This is a genomic window from Streptomyces sp. NPDC047117, from assembly GCF_040643545.1.
In the GTDB taxonomy this organism is placed as follows: Bacteria; Actinomycetota; Actinomycetes; order Streptomycetales; family Streptomycetaceae; genus Streptomyces.
In genome coordinates, this window is record NZ_JBEYUN010000007.1 from 225,050 (window position 1) to 246,026 (window position 20,977).

A 20,977-nucleotide genomic window follows, 5' to 3' on the forward strand; every position below is an offset into this window, starting at 1 on the left:
CCGCTTCAGTGCGGCCGGCGTCTCATCGCTCCGGCGTTCCCGCCCACGGGCGGCGTCTACGCGTAGTCCTGCAGGCCGCGCCTGGCTGACGTGGCACCGGGAACAACGAAGCCCCGCGCCGCCCGGTCACGGTCCGTACGGGTGAGACGCCGCCCGAACTCAGATGCGCCCGAGGCCCGGCCCCGGCAGCGTCCTCAGATGCGCCCGCGGCAGAGCTCCAGCAGCGTCATCGCGAGCGCGGTGCCGGGCCGGCCCAGCTGCTCGCGGAAGTGCTCCAGGACCTCCATCTCGCGGGAGAGGTTCACCCGGCGCCCGCCGGAGGCGATCCGCTCTTTCTGGATCACCGCGGACACGGCCATCCGTTCCTGTACGAGGCCGATGATCCGGCCGTCGAGATCGTCGATCCGGCGGCGCGCGTCGCCGATCAGCGCCGCGGCCTCGTCGGTCCGCGCGCCGGTCTCGGGGCGGGGCCTCACCACCGTCGCCGCGCCGGCCGGGGCGGCCCCCGCCGCCGTGGTCTCGGTCACGGTCGCGCTCACTGCCGTCGCCCGGATGCTGCTGCTCATGTCCGTCTCCTGGGGTTTCGTGGCCCCCGGGACCCGCACCGCCCGGACGGGAAAACACCAGCGCCCCGGGCCTGTACGGCCCGGGGCGCCTGGGAAGTCGCTTGTCGCTGTATTCAGCGGTTCATGCAGCGCGACCATGGCAGCCGGACGGGCCGGTGCCATAGGTAAAGACGAAGGTCAGCTGCGTGAACATGGGGCTCAGTATGTGCCCGTTAGAATCGAAAGTCCAACCCCATCGCTCCACCACCGCCGGAAGGCCGCCGAAGTGTCAGCAGCGCCCCCCGCCGCCGCCCCGGATGTCGTCCTCGTTGTCGACTTCGGCGCGCAGTACGCCCAGCTCATCGCACGCCGTGTCCGTGAGGCGCGCATCTACAGCGAGATCGTGCCCTCGACCATGCCGGTCGAGGAGATGCTCGCGAAGAACCCCAAGGCCATCATCCTCTCCGGCGGTCCGTCGTCGGTCTACGAGGAGGGCGCGCCCAGCATCGACCGCGCCCTGTTCGAGGCCGGTGTCCCCGTCTTCGGCATGTGCTACGGCTTCCAGCTGATGGCCATCAAGCTCGGCGGCACGGTGGACAACACCGGGGCCCGTGAGTACGGCCGTACCGCGCTGGCCGTGTCCAAGAACGCCTCGACGCTCTTCGAGGGCACCCCGGCCGAGCAGCAGGTGTGGATGTCGCACGGCGACGCCTGCTCCGCCGCTCCCGAGGGCTTCACGGTCACGGCCTCCACGGACGTCGTCCCGGTCGCCGCCTTCGAGAACGACGAGAAGAAGCTGTACGGCGTGCAGTACCACCCCGAGGTGATGCACTCCACGCACGGCCAGCAGGTACTGGAGCACTTCCTGTACCGGGGCGCGGGCATCGAGCCCAACTGGACGATGGGCAACATCATCGAGGAGCAGGTCTCCGCGATCCGCGAGCAGGTGGGCAGCAAGCGGGCGATCTGCGGCCTGTCCGGCGGTGTGGACTCCGCGGTCGCCGCCGCGCTGGTCCAGAAGGCCATCGGGGACCAGCTGACCTGCGTGTACGTCGACCACGGCCTGATGCGCAAGGGCGAGACCGAGCAGGTCGAGAAGGACTTCGTCGCGGCCACCGGCGTCCAGCTGAAGGTCGTCGACGCCAAGGAGCGCTTCCTGAACGCCCTCGCCGGGGTCTCCGACCCCGAGCAGAAGCGGAAGATCATCGGTCGCGAGTTCATCCGCGTCTTCGAGCAGGCCCAGGCGGAGATCGTCGCCGAGGCCACCCCGGGCGAGCCGGTCGAGTTCCTGGTCCAGGGCACGCTGTACCCGGACATCGTCGAGTCCGGTGGCGGCACGGGCACGGCCAACATCAAGTCCCACCACAACGTGGGCGGCCTCCCCGAGGACCTGGAGTTCCAGCTCATCGAGCCGCTCCGCCAGCTGTTCAAGGACGAGGTCCGGATGGTCGGCTCCGAGCTGGGCCTGCCCGACGAGATCGTCCAGCGCCAGCCGTTCCCCGGCCCCGGCCTCGGCATCCGCATCGTCGGCGAGGTCACCGAGGAGCGCCTGAACCTGCTCCGCGAGGCCGACGCCATCGCCCGCGAGGAGCTGACCGCGGCCGGCCTGGACCGCGAGATCTGGCAGTGCCCGGTCGTGCTCCTGGCCGACGTCCGCTCGGTCGGCGTCCAGGGCGACGGCCGCACCTACGGCCACCCGATCGTGCTGCGCCCGGTCTCCTCCGAGGACGCCATGACGGCCGACTGGACCCGCATGCCGTACGACGTCCTGGGCCGCATCTCCACCCGCATCACCAACGAGGTCAAGGACGTCAACCGAGTGGTCCTCGACGTCACGAGCAAGCCCCCGGGCACCATCGAGTGGGAGTGACCTTCCGCTAGGTCCCCCGGTCAACGCCTCCGCCGTCGCTCATTCGCTTGAGCGGCGGCGTTGTCGTATGCGGTGGGTACGCTGGCTGCACAGACGAGACTCCGTCGCATGGGAGCAACCATGAGCGCCGCACGCGAGTACGGGCTGGACGACCAGTACGAGTGGCCCCGCCCGCCCGAGGGCGGCTGGACCGCGGACGATCTCGACCGGCTTCCGAATCTCCCTCCGCACACGGAGCTGATCGACGGGAGCCTCGTCTTCATGAGTCCGCAAACCCGGTTCCACTCGCGCACCATGCGCCTGCTGGAGAACACCCTCCTGGCGCAGTTGCCGGAGGGGCTGGACGTCGACCGGGAAATGACGATCAGGCTGGACAGCAAGAACCGGCCGGAGCCCGACGTCGTGGTCTACCGGGAGGAAGCGGTGACCGACGACACCGATCAGACCTGGTACGAGCCGGAAAACGTCGTCCTGGCGGTGGAGGTGGTCTCGGCGGACTCCCGAGAGCGCGATCGCGAGGTCAAACCGCGCAAGTATGCGGACGCCGGCGTCCCGCACTTCTGGCGGGTCGAGAAGAACGACGGCCTCCCGGTCGTGTACGTCTACGAGCTCGACCCCGCGACCAGGACCTACGCCCTCTCCGGCATCCATCACAACAGGCTCAAGCTGACGATTCCCTTCGCCATCGACATCGATCTCACTGCGCTCCACGGCCGCCGGTGACTTACGGCTGTTGACGCCCCACCCTCCCGCGCGGAAAATTGATTCCGTACTACGGAACATAGGTCCGCGATGCGGAAGTAAGTGGGGCGTGCGGCATGAGCACCATCGGTTTCATCGGACTCGGGATCATGGGCAGCCCGATGGCGGTCAACCTGGCGAAGGCCGGGCACACCGTGCGCGGGTGGAATCGCAGCCCGGGTAAGGCGGGGGCGCTCGTCGAGGCCGGGGGGACGGAGGCGGCGAGCATCGCCGAGGCCGTCCGGGGCGCCGACGTGGTCATCACGATGGTGCCCGCGTCGCCGCAGGTCGAGGAGGTCGCGTACGGGGACGACGGCATCCTCGCGAACGCCGCGGACGGCGCGCTGCTGATCGACATGTCGTCGATCACCCCGCAGACCTCGATCGACCTGGCCGCGCGGGCCAAGGAGCACGGTGTGCGGGTGCTGGACGCGCCCGTGTCCGGCGGCGAGGCCGGTGCCGTCGAAGGAGTGCTCTCGATCATGGTCGGCGGTGAGCAGGCCGACTTCGAGGCGGCCCGTCCCGTGTTCGACGCGATGGGCAAGACCGTCGTGCACTGCGGCCCGCACGGTGCCGGCCAGACCGTGAAGGCCGCCAACCAGCTGATCGTCGCGGTCAACCTCCAGGCCTGCGCCGAGGCCGTCGGCTTCCTGGAGAAGTCCGGCGTGGACCTGCCCGCCGCGCTGGAGGTGCTGAACGGCGGCCTCGCCGGCTCGGCCGTTCTCACCCGCAAAATGACCAACTTCCTGGAGGGCGACTACCGCCCCGGCTTCAAGCTCGCGCTGCACCACAAGGACATGGGCATCGTCACCGACGCCGCCCGCACTGTCGGCGCGCCCCTTCCGGTCGGCGCCTCCGCCGCCCAGCTCATCGCCTCGGCCGTGGCCCGCGGCGACGGCGAGCTGGACCACTCGGCACTGCTGCGCGGCATCCGCCTGCTGAGCGGCGCGGACGAGAAGTAGCGGGAGCAGGACGAGGGAGCGGGCGGCCCGGGGCGGTCCGTGGCCGCCCCGGGGGGGAGTTCACAGCATTTCCACTGCAACCGCCCGCTTCATGTCTGGCCTCTTCACCTACCCCGGCGTAGCTTCCCGAGCGAGTCACACACGAGGGAGAGCCGGAATGCCCGAACCGACGCCGATACCCACCGAACAGCTGCAGTTCGCGATGCCCCCGACGTACCCGACCGTCGAGGCGGAGCGCCGGTACCGCAAGGAGCGGCTCGCCGCGGCGCTGCGGCTCTTCGGGCGGTACGGCTTCGAGGAGGGCGTGTCGGGTCACCTCACCGCCAGGGATCCGGAGTTCGGCGACTGCTTCTGGGTGAATCCCTTCGGGATGTCCTTCCGGCACGCCACCGTCAGCGACCTGCTCCTCGTCAACAGCCAGGGGCAGGTCGTCGAGGGCCGCCACCACGTCAACCAGGCGGCCTTCGCCATCCACGCGCAGATCCACGCCGCCCGGCCGGACGTCGTCGCCGTGGCGCACAGCCACTCCACGTACGGCCGCGCGCTGGCCTCGCTCGGCGAGCTGCTGGAGCCGATCACGCAGGACGTCTGCGCGTTCTACGAGGACCACGCGCTCTTCGACGCGTACACGGGTGTGGTTGTGGACGAGGCGGAGGGGCGGCGGATCGCGGCCGCGCTCGGGCCGCACAAGGCGGTGATCCTGCGCAACCACGGGCTGCTGACGGTCGGCGACTCCGTGGACGCCGCGGCCTGGTGGTTCCTGACGATGGAACGGTCCTGCCAGGTGCAGCTGACCGCCAAGGCGGCGGGCAAGCCCGTACTCATCGAGCACGGCGACGCGCTGCGCACCCGGGAGCAGCTCGGCAGCGACCTGGTGGCGTGGATCAACTACCAGCCGCTGTTCCAGCAGATCAGCCGCGAGGAGCCGGACCTGTTCGGCTGAGCGCGCGCGGCGGACGGCCCCGGGCGGTACCGCGGGGCGTCGCCCGAAGGGGGGCCGCACCCTCCGGAACAGGGCGGTTGGCGCCGGGCCCGTCCCGCTCGGCACAATGCGCAGCCCACGCTGCCAACCGGAAGCGGTGGACGGCGACTACGGGTAGCGGGCGGTACGGAAAGTGTCGGTGGACGCGGCGGGGCGGCGGGCCGGGCAGCACGAGCGGGCCACGGCGGACGGGCGCGGCCGGCCGGCCCCGGCCACGGGAGCGGGCACGGCCGCGGACGCGGCGGGCACGCGTGCGGAGTGCGACTGCGGGGACTGCCCCAGCGGCGCCCGTACGGGCCACCGGCAGGCGGTCGCCGCGTTCCTCGCGCTGCGTGAGGACTTCGCCGCCGGCCGTGGCGTACCGGCCGGCCTGGCGCACTCCGCGGGCGCGGCGCGCCAGTGGATCTCCGACGAACTCGCCCAGTCCGCACGGTCCGTCGCCGAGCGAGCGGCCGCCGAGGGCCGCGCCCGCAGCGAGGCGGTCCGGCGCCGCACGCCCTTCGTCCTGTGGGGTGCGGTCGGGGCCCTGCTTCTCGGGCAGGCGCTCACCGCGATCGGCGCGGGCTGGACGGACTCCCGTACGGCGGCGCTGGCGGCGGCCGTCGTCCTGGCCGCGCTGCTCACCGTGCTCGTCGTGCGGCACCGCGGCCACGGCGGCCTCCTCGCGCCCGTCACCGGCGAGGACGGCCGGCTGTCCACCTCCCGTACGGTCGCCGCGGCCTGGCTGCTGCCGGCCGTGGGGGTCGTCCTGATGTCCGCGGCCCGGCTGGCGCTGGCCCCGGACGCCGCCGAGCGGCACCGGCTGCTGGCGGGGCTCGGCCTCGCGCGCGGCGCCGGGCTGCTGACCGTGGTGGCGATCGCCTGTGCCGTCGCGGTCGCCGCGGCCCGGCTGGTGTCCGTCCGCATCCGCGCCGGGCGGCAGCAGAAGATCCCCGCCGAGTACCCGCGCGCCGGGGACCTGCTGACCGACGACGCGGGCCGCGGCAGCTTCGCGGACGCGCAGTACGTGCTGCTGAACGCGGTCGCCGTGGTCTTCACCGCGGTCCGTCTCGCCGCCGAGCCGGACCGGCTCCCGGACCTTCCGTGGGGGCTGGTGGTGCTGGCCGCGGTCAGCGCGGCGACGTATCTGGCGGGCAAGTACGCGGAGGGCACCCGCCCGGTCGTGCTCTCCGTCGTACGGGCCCGCGAGATCGGCGGGCTGGACGGGCCGGTCCGTACCGGCGACGACATCGAGATCCGCGGCAGCGGCTTCGTGCCGCCGGGCGCCCAGCCGCCGCACCGGCTCGCCCGTACGGTCGTCCGGATCGGCGCGGTGGATGTCCATGTGCCGCTGGTGCCGGTCCCGGGCGGCTTCGCCAATCCGTCGGACGGCGTGCTGGTCGTGCCGGTGCCGGCCGACGTGGAGCCGGGCCGCGCGGAGGTGCGGGTCATCACGGCGGCCGGGGTCGAATCCGCCGCTTACCCCCTGTTCGTCCAGGAATGACTCGCACGTGTGACGTGCAGGAGTGACGTAAGGATGTCGGGCGCATCCTGATTCGCCCGGTTCCGTTGAACGTTCTGCGACGCCCGGTCCGTATCAGTCTTCGAACGCCTGCCCGTGGGCAGAATCGTCCGCGCCGGGCGGCGACGCAGAGCGGGAGGACATCATGGTGCACACGGGCAGATCGCTCGCGATCGACCACGGAGGATCCGGTGGCGGGCACGGCCCCGGCGGGCTGCGCGGCACGCTCGGGAGGTACGCGCTGCTGCCGCTGCGGATCTTCCTCGGCGTCACCTTCATCTACGCGGGCCTGGACAAGCTCACCGAGCCGGGGTTCTTCGCGGCCTCGGGCACCGGCTCCATCGGCGAGACGATGCGCCAGGCACGGCAGTCGGCCGGTGTGCCGGCCCTGGTCGACCTGGCGCTCAACAGCCCCGTCGGCTTCGGCTACGCCATCGCGGCGGGTGAGCTGGCGGTCGGCCTCGGCGTGTTCCTCGGTGTCCTCGGACGGCTCGCGGCGTGCGGCGGCGCGCTGATCTCGCTGAGCTTCTGGCTGACCGTCAGCTGGTCCACCACGCCGTACTACTTCGGGAACGACCTCGCGTACCTGATGGCCTGGCTGCCGCTGGTGCTGGCCGGCACGCCGTACCTCTCCGTCGACGCCCTCTACGCGAGACGGCGCCGCCGCTTCGGCCGCCGCCTCATCGGCTGACGGCGGCCGGCCGGACCGGTCAGCCGGGGCTGTTCTCCGGCGGCGGCAGCTCCGGGCTCCGCCGCCGTTGGCGGACCATTCCGTACAGCGCCGAGACGCCGCCCGACAGGAACAGCCCCGCGGGCAGGGCGATCAGCGGCCAGGCGCCGGGTACGTCGACGCGGCCCGCGGAGTCCAGGACGTAGACGCCGCCGATGCCGAGCGCGGTCAGGCCCGTGACGAGCCGCGCGGGCTGGAACTCATGCCGCGGCACGATCGGCCACCTCCTTCCGCGCGCCGGTCACGTCCGGCGCCTCCGGGGCTGGCGGCGGGGCCGTGGGCGGCAGCTGGTTCAGGTGGTTCACTTCCGCCTGGCCGAGCCCCACCTCCAGCCGCAGGTCCAGGGTGCCGTGCGGCCGCTCGCCCTTCTCGAGGCCGTGGGCGGGCAGCGTCACCGTACGCTCCCGGTCCGACGCCACGTCCACGTCGTCCGGCGTCTCGCCCGGCAACTGGATGTCGCCGAGCCCGACCTCGATGTGCACCCGCGCCCGTACGCCCTCGGGGAGCGTCACCCGCAGCAGCCCGGCACCCACCTCGGCGTGCGTCCGGACCGTCTCGCCCCGCTCGGGCCGCACCCCGCTGAGGTCCAGGTGCCCGCGGCCCGCGCCCAGTTCGTAGGACGGCCGGAGGTCCGCCGCGGTCGACGGGGACCACGTACGGGCGTCCCAGTCGGCGCTGATGTTGCGCGGCAGGACGGTCGTGGCTCCCAGGAGCAGGGCGGTGACGACCACCATGAAGACCGTGCCGCCGCCGGTCCGGCCGAGCCACGCGCTCAGCACGAGGCCGAGCCCGAACACCACCAGCGCGGCGGCCAGCCCCGCCTGGAGGCTCGCCGGCACCGAACCGTCGTGCCAGGTGACCCCCGTGGCCGCCGCGCCGGCGACCAGCGCCAGCAGGAACGTCAGGCCGCCGATGGACCGCCCGGCCCGCTTCGGCCGCCGCTCCCACGCGTCCCGCCGCTCCGTGGCCCGCGTGCCCGCGCCCTCGGAGTGCGCGCCGCCCCGGCCCGGCCCGCCGGCCGCCGCCGCTTCGTAGGACGGCGTGTCCGCGGGCCCCCAGAGATAGCCGGTACGGCCCCCGTACGTGCCCGTCGGCTGCCCTTCCTTGGCGAGCGGATCCCGCCACCACGAAGGGCTGCCCGGCGCGGGCGGCGCCTGTGTCTCGGGCGGTGCGTCCGCGACGGCCTGCGCCGTCGCCGGGTCCACCGGGCCGGTGCCCCGCGCCGCGGCCCGCCGCTGCTTCGACCAGTACGCGGAACCGGCCACCGCGAGCGCGAGCATGACCGTGAACGCCATGCCGCCGCCCCGGCCGAGCACCGACAGGAACAGCCCGCAGCCGACCAGCGCGACCAGCAGCGCGGTGAGGGCCGTCCCCTCGACACGCCCGGACAGCAGTCGCCGCACCTCGTTCTCGTCCTCGCCCTCCACCGGGATCAGCAGCCAGGCGAGGCCGTACACGATGAGGCCGATGCCGCTGCTGACGGCCAGTACGGCCAGCACGATGCGGAAGATGACCGGATCCAGGTCCCAGTGCCGTCCCAGGCCCCCGCAGACCCCGCCGACCACCTTGGTGCGGCTGCGCCGCAGCGGGGGTGGCGGCGGGGGCGGAGGAGCGGCGGTCGCGCCGTGTGCCGGCCCGGGACCGGCACCGCCGTCAGGGCCGGCGCCGGCACCCGTACCGGCACCATCGCCCGCACCGGGAGGGGAAGCATCGTTCATGCGCCCATGGTGACAAGCGGAACCGCGGCCCGGCATCAGTGACAACCCTGGCCGGTCCCTGAGATATCGGACCGCGCATCCCCGACACTCCTGACACCTCCGGCATTCCCCGAGGTCCGGCGGGCGGGCCGGGGGCGACCGCCCCGTTACGGGTGAGGTTCCGTTGACTATCGTTGTCCTCTGACGGGTTATGGGGGAGCCGGAGGGCGTGCGGTGTCGGAGGCTGCGGTGGACGAGGGTCGGCTGGTCGCCGGGCGGTACCGCCTGCTCGAACGCATCGGTCAGGGCGGCATGGGCACCGTCTGGCGGTCCCAGGACGAACTGCTCGGCCGTCAGGTCGCCGTCAAGCGCCTGCACGCCTCCTCGCTCCAGCTGGAGCCGGACGAGCTGGCCATGCGCAACGAGCGCACCCGCCGCGAGGCCCAGGCGGCCGCGCGCATCAACCACTCCAACGTCGTCGGCGTGCACGACGTCGTGGACGACGCCGGCCTGCCCTGCATCGTCATGGAGTACGTCCCCTCCGTGACGCTCGGCGACGTCATCAAGGAGGCCGCGCTCGCCGGCGACGGCGTACCGCCCGCCGAGGCCGCCCGCATCGGCCGCGGCATGATCGCCGCGCTGCGGGCCGCACACGCGGCGGGCGTTCTGCACCGCGACGTGAAGCCGGGCAACGTCCTCCTCGGCGAGGACGGCCGGGTGGTGCTCACCGACTTCGGGATCGCGGTGGCCAGCGGCACGTCCACCCTCACCAAGACCGGCGAACTGGTCGGTTCCATCGACTACTTGGCGCCCGAGCGCGTCAAGGGCGGTACGCCGGGGCCCGCCTCGGACCTGTGGGCCCTGGGCGCGACGCTGTACCAGGCGGTCGAGGGCCGGCCCCCGTTCCGCAAGAACACCGCGGTGGAGACGGCGTACTCGATCGCCGTCGACCCGCTGGACCCGCCCCGCAAGGCCGGCCCGCTCACGGCCCTCATCGAGGCGCTGCTCGCCAAGGAGCCGTCGGACCGCCCGTCGGCCGAGGCCGTCGAACGGACCCTCCGCGCGCCCGCCTCCGAGGCGGTGACCGAATACCTCACGGTGGAGGGCTTCACGACCTCCGGAACGGGCACCGGGGGCGGCCCGGTGACGACGGGCACCGGAACCGCGACCGGCACCGGCACCGGCATCGGGGCCGGAACCGGATCCGGAACAGCGACCGGAGCCGGGCCCGGCACCCTCGACACCGGTACGGGCACGGGCACGACAACGGGCACGGGCACGAGTACCGGCACCGGTACGACTACGGGAACGGGTACCGGCACCGGGACGCGCCCGGGTGCCGTCCCCGCTGCTGCCGTCCCCGGTGCGGGCGCCTTCCCCTCCGTGCCCGTCCAGCGCGCCACCGACGCCACCGACCGGGTCACCGTCAGCGGCGGCCCGGCGGTGCCCGCCCGTCGCCGTCCGCTGCGCTTCGTCCTGTGGGGCGCGGTGGCCGTCGTGGGCGCCGGCGCGGTCGCGGCCGGGCTGATACACGTCCTGGGGGGCGGCGGCGGCGTCCAGGCGGCCCCGGGGGCCGGTGAGTCGGCCGGGCCGTCCGCCCCCGCGAGCCAGGACCCGCCGAAGGTGCCCAAGGGCTACCACCTGGTCACGGAGAAGAAGATGGGCGTCTCCTTCCCCGTACCGAACGGCTGGACCCGCCAGGCCATGCCGGACCGCAACGAGGTCGACTACCTCCACCCGTCCGGACTCGTCGGCCTGAAGGTCAGCGTGCTGGGCTTCGCCAGCTCCAATCACGTCCGCCACTTCGAGCAGGTCGAGCAGCAGCTCAAGGCCAAGTCGCAGGGGTACGAGCGGCTGCGCCTCCAGGACACCCTGTTCCAGGGGCAGCCCGCCGCCGTCTGGGAGTTCACCTTCCAGGGCCGGGCGCGCGAGTTCCGCGCCATCGACCTCGGCTTCGGCAAGGAGGGGGAGGACGAGTACGCCCTCTACCTGTCCGCGCCGAAGGCTCAGTGGGCGCAGTACCAGAACGTCTTCAACGTGGCCCGCGACGGATTCCGCGACCACCGGCCGAACAGCTGAGGCCACGGCCCGCCGGGACCGATCAGGGGACGATCAGGGTCGACCCTGATGCCCGGACATCCGTCCGCGTGTGACGATCGGGAGCATGACGACCGCTCCGCCCCGTACCGAGGGCCCGTACGCCTCGGTGCCCGACCCCGCCGACCGCCCTCCGCGCCGCCTCTACCGCAGCGCCGACGGCCGGCTCCTCGGCGGCGTCGCCCGGGGTCTGGCGGGCCACCTGGCGCTGCCCGTCTCCTGGGTGCGGATCGTCTTCGTCGCGCTCTTCGTGGCGCAGGGCATGGGCGCCCTCCTGTACGCCGCGTTCTGGTTCTTCGTGCCCCTCGGGGTCGGCGGCGTCGACGCCCACCGAGGGGCCGCGTACGGCCCGTACGCCCCCGAGGGCACGGCCCCGGACGGCCGGCGCCCCCGCCGCGTCCGGCGCCCCGACAAGGGCCAGCTCTTCGCGCTGATCGCCCTGATCGTCGGGGCCTCCGTGCTCGCCTCGAACTTCCGGCTCGGGCAGGCCAACGCCTACCTGTGGCCGGTGCTCCTCATCGGCGCCGGCGTCGCCCTCGTGTGGCGGCAGGCCGACAACGCCCGCCGCGCCCAGTGGCTGGAGCTCGGCCGCAGGAAGGGCGTACTGCCCTTCGCACGCGGCGCGGCCGGTGTCCTCCTGGTGGGCATCGGCGTCACCGCCATCGTGATCCTCCAGGGCTCGGTCCGGAACCTCGGCTCCGTCCTGCAGGCCGCGCTCGCCGTCGTCGTCGGCATCGCCCTGCTCGCGGGCCCCTACCTCGTGCGCATGATGCAGGACCTCTCCGAGGAGCGCCTGATGCGCATCCGGGCACAGGAGCGCGCCGAGGTCGCGGCCCACGTCCACGACTCCGTCCTGCACACCCTCACGCTCATCCAGCGCAGCGCCGACGACCCCCGGGAGGTGGCGCGCCTCGCCCGCGCCCAGGAGCGCGAGCTGCGCGCCTGGCTGTACAAGCCGGAGGGCCGCGGCAAGGACGAGGACGAGGAGCCGGACCGGCTCGCGGACGCCGTCCGGAAGGCGGCGGCCGAGGTCGAGGACGCGCACGGCGTGCCGATCGAGGTCGTGGTCGTCGGTGACTGCCCGCTGGACGAGCAGCTCGGGGCGCAGCTGCAGGCCGCGCGCGAGGCGATGGTGAACGCGGCCAAGTACGGTGGCAGCGGCGGCGCGGTGCAGGTCTTCGCCGAGGTGGAGGGCCGGTCGGTGTTCGTCTCCGTACGCGACCGGGGGCCCGGCTTCGACCTGGACGCGGTGCCGGCGGACCGGATGGGCGTACGGGAGTCCATCATCGGGCGGATGCAGCGCAACGGCGGTACGGCGCGGCTGCGCTCGGCCCCGGACGGGGGGACGGTAGTGGAACTGGAAATGGAGAGGGCCGCGGAATGAACGCCACCGAAGCAGCACAGGGGAGCGGCGAGGGGGCGGCCCGGCGGGCGCGCGTGGTCCTCGTCGACGACCACCGGATGTTCCGTACGGGCGTCCAGGCCGAGATCGGGCAGACCGACACGACCGGCGTCGAGGTGGTCGGCGAGGCCGCCGACGTCGACCAGGCGGTCACGGTCATCACGGCCACCCGGCCCGAGGTCGTGCTGCTGGACGTGCACCTGCCCGGCGGCGGCGGGGTGGAGGTGCTGCGCCGGTCCGCCTCCCTCATGGCCGACCCGGAGCGCCCGGTCCGCTTCCTGGCCCTGTCGGTGTCCGACGCGGCGGAGGACGTCATCGGCGTCATCCGGGGCGGGGCGCGCGGTTACGTCACGAAGACGATCACCGGTACGGACCTGGTGGACGCGATCTTCCGGGTCGCGGACGGCGACGCGGTCTTCTCCCCGCGGCTGGCCGGTTTCGTCCTCGACGCCTTCGCGTCGACGGACGCCCCGCCCGTCGACGAGGACCTCGACCGCCTCACCCAGCGCGAGCGCGAGGTGCTGCGGCTGATCGCCCGCGGCTACGCGTACAAGGAGATCGCCAAGCAGCTCTTCATCTCCGTCAAGACGGTCGAGTCGCACGTGTCGGCGGTCCTCCGCAAGCTCCAGCTCTCCAACCGCCACGAGCTGACGCGCTGGGCGACGGCCCGCCGCCTGATCTGACGCCGACTCCCGCCTCCGGTCCGGGAGTTCGGCCTCCCGGGCCCGGGAGGCCGGCAGTGTACGCGACAGCCCCGCCCTCCGGGTGCCGCTCGGCAAATCCCACCCGATGTCCCGGGGTGTTCCGTGGCTCGTCACCGCGAGGTGACCACCCGGTCATACCTTGGAAGTGACCAACCGGGCACCTCCGCGGTGGTACCCGGCCGGTACTCCCCTGCGGAGGTGGGCGCAGTGACGGACGCATGGCGCTACCGGGGTGACCAGGCGGGTCACGCGGCCCGGGCGGATCCGCGGCGGGACCGCGCAGGCGCTTCGCGCGCCCGGGCGGCACACGCCGCGTACGCCGCCGGCGGCAAGGGCCTCGCCCCCCACTGAGTGCGATGAGCGAGCGAGGCGGTGCTCACCGCGTGCCCCGTCTGCGGAGCACCGCCGTGGTCACGGGGGAGTGCAGCTCCCAGCCCATGGCCCGGTACAGGGACAGCCCGTCGTCCCGGGCCACCAGCACCCCCTGCGTGGCGCCCTGCTGCGCCGCACGGGCCGCCAGCGCCGTCATCACGACCCGGCCCAGCCCCTGGCGGCGGTGTGCGGGGTCGGTGCGGACCTGGTCGAAGACCGCCGTCGCGCCGGCCAGCGCGACCCGGCCGCCGGCCGCCACCTCCCCGGACGCGGCGAACGCGCGCGCGTCGACGATGCCGCCCTGGGCGACCGTCTCGACGACGTACCCGCCCGGCAGCACGGCCGGGTCCGGCGGCGGCGCGGGGGCCGCGCCGGGCACCAGGCCGTCCCGCAGCCCGTCGGGTACCTCCGGCAGCTCCGGTGCCCCCGTCGCCCGTGACGCACCGCTGTGCGACGTGCGGCCCAGCGGGGCGGTCATCAGGTACTCCGGTGCCCGGAACTCCCAGGAGGCCGGCAGTGCGGGCTCGACGGCCGAGCGGGGCGCGCAGACCTTCAGCCACAGGCCCGGCGTGATGAGCGCGACGGACAGGCGGCGCAGCACCGCGGGGTCCGCGGCGGGCAGGACGTACCGCGCGACCTGGTCGGTGCGGCCCACGGCTATCCGGAAGCCGCCCGGTACCTCGACCGCGCCGTCCGTGCCGCGCGAACGCACCCAGCCGTCCACCCAGGCGCGCACGACCTCGGGCCGTGCCACGGGCACGCGGTGGTGCTCGGTCATTGTGTCCACGGACCCGATCGTATTGCGAGAGCTTCGCAATAGTGACGGTCGAATTCGGCCCCCTTGCATAACGCTGCCGGGGCCACCCGAATCCTTGGAAAATCAGGCTACTTGAGAGAGGCCAAGGGCCGTGCGGGTACATATCGGTGATGGTGTTCGGCTCTACTTCGATGTGGAGGGAGCCCAACTGGAGACGGACGGCCCGGACATGGCCGAACGGCCGACGATCGTGCTGCTCCACGGGGGACCGGGGGCCGACCACACCCTGTTCAAACCGGAGCTTTCCGCCGCGGCCGGATTCGCTCAGGTCATCTACCTCGACCAGCGGGGGAGCGGCCGTTCCGTACGGTGCGGGCCGTCCCAGTGGACGTGGGAGCGGTGGGCGGACGACGCGATCGACTTCTGCGACGCGCTGGAGATCGAACGGCCCGTCCTCCTGGGCTCGTCCAGCGGCGGATGGGTCGCGCTGCTGGCGGCCATCCGGCACCCCGACCGGTTCGCCGGGCTGGTGCTGGACAGCGTGATGCCCGGGGACACGTATGAACGGCTGGAGATGTTCGAACGGCTGGGAGGGCCGGAGGCGCGGGACGTCGCCCTGCGGTACTGGGCCGGGGACAACGGCGACGAGATGACCGAGGCGTGGGAACGCGTCTGCCTGCCCCTGTACTCCCGGCAGCCCGGCGGGGACGCGGCCAGCCACGACCGGCTCCGCCGGGTGCGCTGGAACGACGACGTGCTGGACCACTTCCGCACCGTGCTGGCCAGGGGGTTCGACCCCTGGCACGGGCTGGAACGGCTGGAGTGCCGCACGATGATCCTGGCCGGCGAGCAGGACCCGGTGGCGACCGCCTCGGCGGCCCGCCGCTTCGCGCACCGGCTGAGCCGCGCGGACGTACGGCTGCACGTCCTGGCGGAGGCCGGGCACGGGGTCTTCCGAGAGTCGCCGAACCGGGCGATGGACCTGTTGCGGGACTTCGTGGTGAGCGGTCATGTGCCGCGCCTGCATTGAACCGCCGGAGCCGCTTTTCCGTGGCCGAATATGGCTGGCGGTTCCGGTGTTACCGGCGGGCGCGGACGTGCGGGACGCGGAATTCGACCGGTCGGTCGAATTCCGGGGCGTGAGTCGTGAACCGTGAGACGTGAACCGTGAGTCGTGAACCGTGAGTCGGAATTCATTGATTGCTGAACCGGTTCCCGCGCTGCGGACTCCCGTCTACCGAAGCCGTCTTCCGAAACGGTCTTCCGGGGCCGTCTTCCGAAACGGTCTTCCGATACGAATGTGGCGAGGTTGGCCCGGTGTTCCCCTCGCGTCAGCAAAGCGCCGGAGGGGCCCTCGGGGTTCGCGACGCCGCCGACCCCTCTCCCTGTCCGCTTCGCCTGTCCGCCGCGTCCGCCCTGCCGTTGGTACGGCGGTGGCCCGGGTCAAGGGGGAGCGGGCCGCCGCCGTACCTTCGGCGGGGGCGGCCGGCGGCCGTCGGGGCGGAACCGACGGCGGTGGGGAGCCGGCCGCCTGGACGAGGACGCTAAACCTCCCGGCGGCCGGCAAGCGGGCCTTTGCCGGGCATTGCCCACTCCCTTACCGGTCCGTGCCCGCTTCTGGCCGCCGGGTGAATGACGTCGACCGGTGCCGTACGAGAGTGCGGACCAGAGGCGCGCGGCAGTTCGAGCCGCTGGTGGGTGCTGGGGATGCGCGACAGGGGGCGGGCGGACCTGCCCGCGGGGCCGTGCGGCGCCGGAGCTACGATCGACCACTATGGACGTAGTGATCAATGTGTTCGTCGCCCTGCACATCATCGGCATCGCTTCGCTGCTCGGCGGCTTCCTCACGCAGATGAAGGCGATGAGCGCGGGCACCGCCCGCTTTGTGCCCGCGATGCTGCACGGCGCGATCACGATGCTGGTGACCGGCGTCATCCTGGTCGGCCTGAACCAGATGCAGGACGCCTCGGTCAACAACATCAAGATCGGCGTCAAGCTCGCCGTCCTGATCGTCATCCTGGGCCTGGTCTACGTGAAGCGCGACGAGGAGAAGGTGGAGAAGCCGCTCTTCGGACTCGTCGGCCTGCTCACGGTCGTCAACATCTTCATCGCGCTCCTCTGGACCTGAGGGGCCTGGGACCTGAGAGTCCCGCCGTACGCGAGAACCGCGCGGCTGCCCTCGGAGGGCAGCCGCGCGGTTCGTCGTTCTATGCATTGCCTCAGGCAGGTCGTACGTTCCCGTAGATCGGCATGTAGTAGATCGACTCCACGCGTACGTTCGCGCCCGGCTTCGGGGCGTGGATCATCTTGCCGTCGCCGATGTACATCCCGACGTGGCTGATGTCGTCGTAGAAGAACACCAGGTCGCCCGGTTGCAGATCCTGCGTCGCGACCCGCGTGCCGGTCTTCACCTGGTCCCAGGTCGTCCGCGGCAGCGAGACGCCGGCCGCCTTCCACGCCGCCTGGGTCAGCCCCGAGCAGTCGTACGACGCGGGCCCGGTGGCGCCCCAGACGTACGGCTTGCCCATCTGCGCGCGGGCGAACGCGATCGCCTTCTCCGCCTTGGTCGCGTACGAACCGTCGGGCACCCCGGAACCGCTGCCCGTCCCGGAGCCGGAGCCGGAGCCGCCGTCCGTGCCGCCCGCACCGCCGTCCTGCTCACGCTCGCGCTCGGCCTGCTCCCGCGCCAGCTCCTCGGCCTTGCGCTTCGCCTCGGCCTTCTTCTTGCGCTCCAGCTCCGCCAGCCGCTCCTTCTCCTGCGCGGTCAGCCGGGACAGCAGTTGCCGGGCCTCGGTCAGCTTGCCCTGGACCTCCTGCTTGGACGTCTTCAGCGAATCCTGGGACTTCTGCAGCTCCTCCAGGCCCTTCGTCGCCTGCGCACGCTTGCGCGCGGCCTGCGCCTGCTGGTCCTGGTAGTCGGCGACCGCCTCCTGCTGGCGGCCGGTGAGCCGCTTCATCAGGTGATTGCGGTCCACGAACTGCTGCGGATCCTGCGCCAGCATCAGCTGCGCGGTCGGGCTCAGCCCGCCGGACCGGTACTGGGCGGAGGCGAAGGTGCCCAGCTCCCGCCGGGCGTCGTTCATCTTCTGGGTCCGCTCGGCCGCGGCGTCCCGCAGCTCGTCCACCTTGTCGCGCTGCGTCGCGGAGCGCTCCTTGGCGGCGTTGTACTTCTGGGTGGCGACCTCGGCCTGCCGGTACAGGCCGTCGACCTTCTTCTTGACCTCCTCTATGGAAGGTGCGGGCTTCCTGGGGGACGCATCCGCGGTCTGGGTGAGCAGCGTGACCGAGGCCAGCGCCGCGGTGGTGAGCCCGGCCGCCGTACGGCGGTGTGCGGGCACGGTGAGCATGCGGGTGCGCGGCTTGCGATGAGACGCCAAGGCCGGCGACTCCTTCCGTGGACCGCCTACCGGGTTAGCTGTCGGGTTCGGGCGCGTGAGCGCGCGCGTGGGGCGCGTGCCCACTGGTGCTACGGAAGGTGCCCTACGGCCGTACGGATCGCTCCGTAGAGGCCGATTCACCCCGGTCGTGCGTGTGGGTCCCCGGCTCCGGCTGCCGTGCGTACGAACAGTTGCCGTGCGTATCGGCAAGGGCCGTGCGTACGAACAGACCGGACTCGGCGGGGCGGCCCGTGCCGGTGCTGTCACCGACGGGTGGGGCGGGCTGCCCGGTCGGCACGGTAGCCAACTCGTGTGACTTCTGTGAAGGCTGATGTTCGATTTGCCCGCAATCTTTTCGTGACCTGATCGTGTCCGTGCCGATGTGAGGGCTGTCGCGACCACGGAATGTCCGGTGCCGTTGTCCGTCCGTGACGGGCGGCGGGGTGCCGTATCCTCCGCGCCGCTGTCGGTGCCGTCCTCCGTTCCCGTTCAGGTCGCGCTCGCCCCTTTTCGTACGGCCCTCCGGCCCTGCTCCCGCCGCGCTTCCACCCGCCCGCACCGCGCCTCCGCCGGATCCGTGAGCCCGGAATTCCGCGGCCGGGGCCGGGTTGTCGGTGGGGCGGCCTAGACTCGGTGGGCGATGAGCAGCCTCTTTGACGACAGCTTCCTGGCGGACCTCGACCCCAAGGACGAGGAGCCGCCGCCTCCCGAGGACGAGGACCGTCCGGCAGCGGAGGAGGTGCCGCACGACCTCTTCGGTGGCCGCTACGACGCGCCCGTCCAGCGGGACGCGTACTACCGTGACGGCGCCGCCCGCCCCGCCGTCGACCCGGCCGCGCTGCTGGAGGGGCTGAACGACCAGCAGAAGGCCGCCGTCGTGCACACGGGCTCGCCGCTGCTCATCGTCGCCGGCGCCGGCTCCGGCAAGACGCGTGTCCTCACGCACCGCATCGCGCACCTCCTCGGCACGCGCCACGTCCACCCCGGCCAGATCCTCGCGATCACCTTCACGAACAAGGCCGCGGGCGAGATGAAGGAGCGCGTGGAGGAGCTCGTCGGCCCGCGCGCCAACGCCATGTGGGTCTCCACCTTCCACAGCGCGTGCGTGCGCATCCTGCGTCGCGAGTCCAAGAAGCTGGGCTTCACCTCATCGTTCTCGATCTACGACGCCGCCGACTCCAAGCGCCTGATGGCGCTGGTCTGCCGCGATCTGGACCTGGACCCCAAGCGCTTCCCGCCGAAGTCCTTCAGCGCCAAGGTCTCCAACCTCAAGAACGAGCTCATCGACCACGAGGACTTCGCCGGGACGGCCGCCGACGGGTTCGAGAAGACCCTCGCCGAGGCGTACGCGATGTACCAGGCACGGCTGCGCGAGGCCAACGCCCTGGACTTCGACGACATCATCATGACGACGGTGAACCTGCTCCAGGCGTTCCCGGACGTCGCGGACCACTACCGCCGCCGCTTCCGGCACGTCCTGGTCGACGAGTACCAGGACACCAACCACGCCCAGTACACCCTCGTACGCGAGCTGGTCGGCCCGGGGACGGACGAGGTGCCCGCCGCCGAGCTGTGCGTCGTGGGCGACGCCGACCAGTCGATCTACGCCTTCCGCGGCGCCACGATCCGGAACATCCTCCAGTTCGAGGAGGACTACCCGAACGCCACGACGATCCTGCTGGAGCAGAACTACCGCTCCTCGCAGACGATCCTCTCGGCCGCCAACGCCGTCATCGAGCGCAACGAGAACCGCCGCCCGAAGAACCTCTGGACGGACGCCGGCACCGGCCCGAAGATCACCGGCTATGTCGCCGACACCGAGCACGACGAGGCGCAGTTCGTCGCCGACGAGATCGACCGGCTCACGGACGCCGGTGAGACCAGGGCCGGCGACGTCGCGATCTTCTACCGGACCAACGCCCAGTCCCGTGTCTTCGAAGAGGTCTTCATCCGGGTCGGGCTGCCCTACAAGGTCGTCGGCGGCGTGCGCTTCTACGAGCGCAAGGAGGTCCGGGACGTCCTCGCGTACCTGCGCGTGCTGTCCAACCCCGAGGACACCGTCCCGCTCCGCCGCATCCTGAACGTGCCGAAGCGCGGCATCGGCGACCGCGCCGAGGCGATGATCGACGCCCTCTCGGCCCGCGAGAAGATCACGTTCCCGCAGGCGCTGCGCCGCGTCGACGAGGCGTACGGCATGGCCGCGCGCTCCGCGAACGCCGTCAAGCGCTTCAACACGCTCATGGAAGAGCTGCGGACCATCGTCGAGTCCGGTGCCGGGCCCGCGACCGTCCTGGAAGCGGTCCTGGAGCGTACGGGCTATCTGGCCGAGCTCCAGTCGTCCACGGACCCGCAGGACGAGACCCGCATCGAGAACCTCCAGGAACTCGCGGCGGTCGCCCTCGAGTTCGAGCAGGACCGCGGCGTGGACGCTGAGACATCAGGGACTGCCGTCCCGGGCGGCACCCTCTCCGACTTCCTGGAGCAGGTCGCCCTGGTCGCCGACTCCGACCAGATCCCCGACGAGGACGACGAGGGCACGGGCGTCATCACGCTCATGACCCTGCACACCGCGAAGGGCCTGGAGTTCCCCACCGTCTTCCTGACGGGCATGGAGGACGGTGTCTTCCCGCACATGCGTGCGCTCGGCCAGACCAAGGAGCTGGAGGAGGAGCGGCGGCTGGCGTACGTCGGCATCACGCGCGCCCGCGAGCGGCTCTACCTCACGCGTTCCACGATGCGCAGCGCGTGGGGCCAGCCCCAGTACAACCCGCAGTCCCGCTTCCTGGAAGAGATCCCGGACGAGTACGTCGAGTGGAAGCGGACCGGCCCGGCGACGCCGTCCGCGTCCATGGGCGGGCTCTCCTCGGGCCTGTCCTCCGGCTTCTCCGGCGGCGGCTTCGGCTCCTCGTCCTCGTCCTCCTCGCGGAGCAAGGCCGGGCCGAGCGGCTTCGCGACCCGCCGGGCCAAGGACCGGCAGGTGGTCGCGCTGGCCATCGGCGACCGCGTCACGCACGACAGCTTCGGGCTCGGCACGGTCGTCGGGGTCAAGGGCAGCGGCGACAACGCCGAGGCGACGATCGACTTCGGCGGCGAGAAGCCGAAGCGCCTGCTGCTGCGGTACGCGCCGGTGCAGAAGCTGTAGACGGCGCGGAAGCCGTCGACGGGCAGACAGCGCATACGCAGGTGGCCCGGAACCCCTCGGGGTTCCGGGCCACCTGCGTATGCGCGTGCTGGAGCGCG

At 72.4% G+C, this 20,977-nt stretch carries 17 protein-coding genes and 1 riboswitch; of the genes, 12 read left to right on the top strand and 5 right to left on the bottom strand.

Features of this window, described 5'->3' with window-relative positions:
• Positions 1 to 194: 194 nt before the first annotated feature.
• Entirely contained in the window at positions 195 to 566 is a 372-nt protein-coding gene (locus ABZ840_RS15900) for a chorismate mutase (protein WP_361559420.1), read from the bottom strand.
• A gap of 265 nt (positions 567 to 831) precedes the next feature.
• Here ABZ840_RS15900 and guaA point away from each other — a divergent pair, with 265 nt between their 5' ends.
• The 6 genes from guaA (at position 832) to ABZ840_RS15930 (ending at position 7,292) form a co-directional block, all read left to right on the top strand.
• A complete protein-coding gene (gene guaA / locus ABZ840_RS15905; RefSeq protein ID WP_361559423.1) occupies positions 832 to 2,415 on the top strand; it encodes a glutamine-hydrolyzing GMP synthase in 1,584 nt (527 codons plus the stop codon).
• 120 nt (positions 2,416 to 2,535) lie between these two features.
• A complete protein-coding gene (locus ABZ840_RS15910) occupies positions 2,536 to 3,138 on the top strand; it encodes a Uma2 family endonuclease (protein ID WP_361559426.1) in 603 nt (200 codons plus the stop codon).
• Between the two features lie 95 nt (positions 3,139 to 3,233).
• A complete protein-coding gene (locus tag ABZ840_RS15915) occupies positions 3,234 to 4,118 on the top strand; it encodes a 2-hydroxy-3-oxopropionate reductase (protein ID WP_361559429.1) in 885 nt (294 codons plus the stop codon).
• A gap of 157 nt (positions 4,119 to 4,275) precedes the next feature.
• Positions 4,276 to 5,061: a class II aldolase/adducin family protein gene (locus tag ABZ840_RS15920; RefSeq protein WP_361559432.1), complete on the top strand. Its 786-nt coding sequence runs from the start codon at positions 4,276 to 4,278 to the stop codon at positions 5,059 to 5,061.
• A 172-nt stretch (positions 5,062 to 5,233) separates the two neighbouring features.
• Entirely contained in the window at positions 5,234 to 6,583 is a 1,350-nt protein-coding gene (locus ABZ840_RS15925; RefSeq protein WP_361559435.1) for a hypothetical protein, read from the top strand.
• Between the two features lie 163 nt (positions 6,584 to 6,746).
• The gene (locus ABZ840_RS15930) at positions 6,747 to 7,292 is read left to right on the top strand and encodes a DoxX family membrane protein (protein WP_361559438.1); all 546 of its coding nucleotides are present in this window, start codon (positions 6,747 to 6,749) and stop codon (positions 7,290 to 7,292) included.
• A gap of 19 nt (positions 7,293 to 7,311) precedes the next feature.
• Here ABZ840_RS15930 and ABZ840_RS15935 read toward each other — a convergent pair whose 3' ends face one another.
• Positions 7,312 to 7,545 (bottom strand): hypothetical protein, encoded by a 234-nt coding sequence (locus tag ABZ840_RS15935; protein ID WP_361559441.1) that lies wholly within the window; start codon positions 7,543 to 7,545, stop codon positions 7,312 to 7,314.
• On the bottom strand, positions 7,532 to 9,049 hold the full coding sequence (locus ABZ840_RS15940; protein WP_361559444.1) for a PspC domain-containing protein: 1,518 nt from the start codon (positions 9,047 to 9,049) through the stop codon (positions 7,532 to 7,534). Before ABZ840_RS15940 ends, ABZ840_RS15935 begins: the two co-directional genes overlap by 14 nt.
• Before the next feature lie 213 nt (positions 9,050 to 9,262).
• Between ABZ840_RS15940 and ABZ840_RS15945 the strand changes: the two genes are divergently transcribed.
• The 3 genes from ABZ840_RS15945 (at position 9,263) to ABZ840_RS15955 (ending at position 13,210) form a co-directional block, all read left to right on the top strand.
• Entirely contained in the window at positions 9,263 to 11,107 is a 1,845-nt protein-coding gene (locus ABZ840_RS15945; protein WP_361559447.1) for a serine/threonine-protein kinase, read from the top strand.
• An 85-nt stretch (positions 11,108 to 11,192) separates the two neighbouring features.
• Positions 11,193 to 12,509: a PspC domain-containing protein gene (locus ABZ840_RS15950; protein ID WP_361559450.1), complete on the top strand. Its 1,317-nt coding sequence runs from the start codon at positions 11,193 to 11,195 to the stop codon at positions 12,507 to 12,509.
• Positions 12,506 to 13,210, top strand: a complete 705-nt coding sequence (locus ABZ840_RS15955; protein WP_361559453.1) for a response regulator transcription factor — start codon at positions 12,506 to 12,508, stop codon at positions 13,208 to 13,210. Before ABZ840_RS15950 ends, ABZ840_RS15955 begins: the two co-directional genes overlap by 4 nt.
• Positions 13,211 to 13,607: 397 nt before the next feature.
• On the opposite strand, the gene ABZ840_RS15960 is transcribed toward ABZ840_RS15955, so the two are convergent.
• On the bottom strand, positions 13,608 to 14,381 hold the full coding sequence (locus ABZ840_RS15960; RefSeq protein ID WP_361559917.1) for a GNAT family N-acetyltransferase: 774 nt from the start codon (positions 14,379 to 14,381) through the stop codon (positions 13,608 to 13,610).
• Positions 14,382 to 14,511: 130 nt separating this feature from the next.
• On the opposite strand from ABZ840_RS15960, the gene ABZ840_RS15965 reads away from it, so the two are divergent.
• Both ABZ840_RS15965 and ABZ840_RS15970 read left to right on the top strand, forming a co-directional pair.
• Entirely contained in the window at positions 14,512 to 15,390 is an 879-nt protein-coding gene (locus tag ABZ840_RS15965; protein ID WP_361559456.1) for an alpha/beta hydrolase, read from the top strand.
• 744 nt (positions 15,391 to 16,134) lie between these two features.
• Positions 16,135 to 16,488: a hypothetical protein gene (locus tag ABZ840_RS15970; RefSeq protein ID WP_361559459.1), complete on the top strand. Its 354-nt coding sequence runs from the start codon at positions 16,135 to 16,137 to the stop codon at positions 16,486 to 16,488.
• Positions 16,489 to 16,579: 91 nt separating this feature from the next.
• Here the strand turns inward: ABZ840_RS15970 and ABZ840_RS15975 are convergent, their stop codons facing one another.
• On the bottom strand, positions 16,580 to 17,737 hold the full coding sequence (locus ABZ840_RS15975; protein WP_361559462.1) for an NlpC/P60 family protein: 1,158 nt from the start codon (positions 17,735 to 17,737) through the stop codon (positions 16,580 to 16,582).
• 7 nt (positions 17,738 to 17,744) lie between these two features.
• Positions 17,745 to 17,927, bottom strand: a riboswitch (cyclic di-AMP (ydaO/yuaA leader).
• A gap of 450 nt (positions 17,928 to 18,377) precedes the next feature.
• Between ABZ840_RS15975 and pcrA the strand changes: the two genes are divergently transcribed.
• Positions 18,378 to 20,879: a DNA helicase PcrA gene (gene pcrA, locus ABZ840_RS15980; RefSeq protein ID WP_361559465.1), complete on the top strand. Its 2,502-nt coding sequence runs from the start codon at positions 18,378 to 18,380 to the stop codon at positions 20,877 to 20,879.
• Positions 20,880 to 20,977 lie beyond the last annotated feature (98 nt).

Coding starts and splice junctions, on each gene's coding strand:
- ABZ840_RS15900 (WP_361559420.1), bottom strand. CDS start 566: ATGAGCAGCAGCATCCGGGCGACGGCAGTGAGCGCGACCGTGACCGAG.
- ABZ840_RS15910 (WP_361559426.1), top strand. CDS start 2,536: ATGAGCGCCGCACGCGAGTACGGGCTGGACGACCAGTACGAGTGGCCC.
- ABZ840_RS15915 (WP_361559429.1), top strand. CDS start 3,234: ATGAGCACCATCGGTTTCATCGGACTCGGGATCATGGGCAGCCCGATG.
- ABZ840_RS15920 (WP_361559432.1), top strand. CDS start 4,276: ATGCCCGAACCGACGCCGATACCCACCGAACAGCTGCAGTTCGCGATG.
- ABZ840_RS15930 (WP_361559438.1), top strand. CDS start 6,747: ATGGTGCACACGGGCAGATCGCTCGCGATCGACCACGGAGGATCCGGT.
- ABZ840_RS15940 (WP_361559444.1), bottom strand. CDS start 9,049: ATGAACGATGCTTCCCCTCCCGGTGCGGGCGATGGTGCCGGTACGGGT.
- ABZ840_RS15950 (WP_361559450.1), top strand. CDS start 11,193: ATGACGACCGCTCCGCCCCGTACCGAGGGCCCGTACGCCTCGGTGCCC.
- ABZ840_RS15955 (WP_361559453.1), top strand. CDS start 12,506: ATGAACGCCACCGAAGCAGCACAGGGGAGCGGCGAGGGGGCGGCCCGG.
- ABZ840_RS15960 (WP_361559917.1), bottom strand. CDS start 14,381: ATGACCGAGCACCACCGCGTGCCCGTGGCACGGCCCGAGGTCGTGCGC.
- ABZ840_RS15970 (WP_361559459.1), top strand. CDS start 16,135: ATGGACGTAGTGATCAATGTGTTCGTCGCCCTGCACATCATCGGCATC.
- pcrA (WP_361559465.1), top strand. CDS start 18,378: ATGAGCAGCCTCTTTGACGACAGCTTCCTGGCGGACCTCGACCCCAAG.